The following is a 2,006-nucleotide window of genomic DNA, read 5'->3' as shown; positions in this document are numbered from 1 at the left end:
GGAGGTCGGCGACGACCTCCACCGGCCGATCCGGAAGCAGTTCGAGGATATCCTGCTGGATGAGTGTCTTGCCGACTCGTTCGAGCTCTTCGAGTTCGAACTTCGTCCGAAGGTGGTGGAGGATCGTGTTGGCGTGGGGCGATTCCTCTGAGATCCTGCAGAGATGACTGACTGAGTCCTCGTCGGCTGTTGCGCCGACGAGGACGTCCCAGATGTCCTCAGAATCGAGATCGGCATTCTCGCCGAGTTCGATATCGATCTCCTCATCGAGAGTGTTGACGAGAAAGTTAAGCACCTGCTCTTCTGTGAGTTCATTGGCTGCTTGGTCCGGCTGCATCAACCGACCAAGCAGCCCGTTCACCTAACCCGCTTTGTGAGGTACTGAGNGCTCTTCTGTGAGTTCATTGGCTGCTTGGTCCGGCTGCATCAACCGACCAAGCAGCCCGTTCACCTAACCCGCTTTGTGAGGTACTGAGCCTAAGCGACTGCAACCGTGCCGGTAATAGCTCTCCATACATTGAGAGCGCTACTCTCAACTTCCGGATTTCATCGTCGATGCGAGACGAGCAATACCGGAGAAGAGAGGAAAATCGCCGAACGATCGATCACATCGGAAATGGCTGTCCCGATTCGCCACAGACTACCATCTGAACGCGGCTAAGTCGGTTTGTCGTGCATAGCTCCCGGCGAAAATAGGCTGTCGATATGAGTTTCGTTTTCAAACGATGACGAACCCTACCTACCCGGATTCAGAGATCAGCAACAGTCGCTGCTGGTCTCGCAGACCTCGCTGTACTCGACACCGGTCGTGTTACTGATCGCTTCATTGCACTGTTCCAGTAGCGGTTCGAATTCGGGTTCCGTCGATTCGGCGTGCGTGTCGGCAAGTGCCTCACCGAGGCTTTCGGCGGCAGCCAAAACGTCGCTCTCGGTGGTGCTCAACAGCAGCCACCTCCGGTAGACCGAGCGAATTCCTGCCCGATCCGATCGCTGATTATATCGTTGGTCTCCTGTAACAGTTCGGTGAACTCCTCCTGGGCAGCTTGCTGGCGTTGGATGGTCTCGTTGTCGGCGATCTCGGTCTGAAGCTCTTTGAGTTCGCTCATCACCGACTGGTCGAACTCTCCATCTTGCATCCGTTGCTGTTTTTGCTCGAACTCCTGAAGCAACGCCGACGCCTCCGGATCGTTTTTGAGTAGCTCGCTGGCCTCACTGAACTGTTGATAGGTCTCGGAGTCGGTGAGCGTCTCGATGAACGTCCGGAGTTCGGCTTCAACAGCTGCCCCGTCTGATTGGACTTCGCTCATGAGATCGTCACCTCCTCGTGTTTCTTCGGGAGTTCTGAGAGTCCAGTAAGCTCCTCACCGAACGCGCTCAGTTCATCCGATCCGACTGGCTCGTCCCGACGCAACGGCGCAAGCATCATCGGCGTCTCGAAGCGGTCCTTGATTTCGCCGAGGTATTTTTCCTGTTGGGCCCGTCGATTCGCGAAGAAGGCGTTGTCGCCGTACTCCTCGGGAAGCAGGTAGTTCGCAACGACGAACGCCGTCTCGATACCGACCTGCTCTTTGAGATCCTCAGCAGCGCGATAGGCCTCCATCATCGGGGTGAATTCGGGGGACATGACGAAGGCAAAGGAACTCTTCGTCGGGTCTTGCATCGTCTCGATGACTTCGTCGTACTGATCCCCTTTCGAAGGAGCGGCTCCTTTCGTCAGCGACCCCAGGTCCATGAATCCCTTCCAGTCCGAGGGTAGTTCCAGCAAGCGGAGCGTATGACCAGTCGGGGCAGTGTCAAAGACGACGACGTCGTAGCCGTCTTCCTGAAAGTAGCTCACGAACTTTTCGAGGGCTGCCATCTCCTCGGCACACGGGGATTCTAGTTCTTCCTCAACGTTGGAGATGGCGGCCTCGACGTCCAACTGGGTGTCTTCCTTGTTCTCGTACATCTCATGGACGTGATCGAGTACCTGCGTGCGGTACTCTTCGAGGGCTTTCTCCTGGTCG

The 2,006-nt window shown here is 56.3% G+C and carries 3 protein-coding genes and 1 pseudogene; all 4 read right to left on the bottom strand.

The window, feature by feature from the left end:
* Nucleotides 1-337: pseudogene (locus tag C448_RS12665) on the bottom strand (ISH3 family transposase); the annotation flags it as partial.
* Between the two features lie 419 nt (nucleotides 338-756).
* Nucleotides 757-942 carry a halo-CC-star protein HcsS gene (hcsS, locus tag C448_RS12660; protein ID WP_004055381.1) on the bottom strand — a complete coding sequence of 62 codons (186 nt, stop codon included), beginning with the start codon at nucleotides 940-942 and terminating at the stop codon, nucleotides 757-759.
* Nucleotides 939-1,307, bottom strand: coding sequence for a halo-CC-star protein HcsL (gene hcsL / locus C448_RS12655; RefSeq protein WP_004055380.1), 369 nt, complete (start codon nucleotides 1,305-1,307; stop codon nucleotides 939-941). Before hcsL ends, hcsS begins: the two co-directional genes overlap by 4 nt.
* Nucleotides 1,304-2,006, bottom strand: a 703-nt coding sequence (locus tag C448_RS12650) for an ArsA family ATPase (protein ID WP_004055379.1), incomplete at its 5' end; no start/stop codon positions are given. The genes hcsL and C448_RS12650, both read right to left, overlap by 4 nt.

Source organism: Halococcus morrhuae DSM 1307 (genome assembly GCF_000336695.1).
Classification (GTDB): domain Archaea; phylum Halobacteriota; class Halobacteria; order Halobacteriales; family Halococcaceae; genus Halococcus; species Halococcus morrhuae.
The sequence above is the reverse complement of the archived record's forward strand: the minus strand, read 5'-3'. Positions and strand labels throughout refer to the sequence as shown.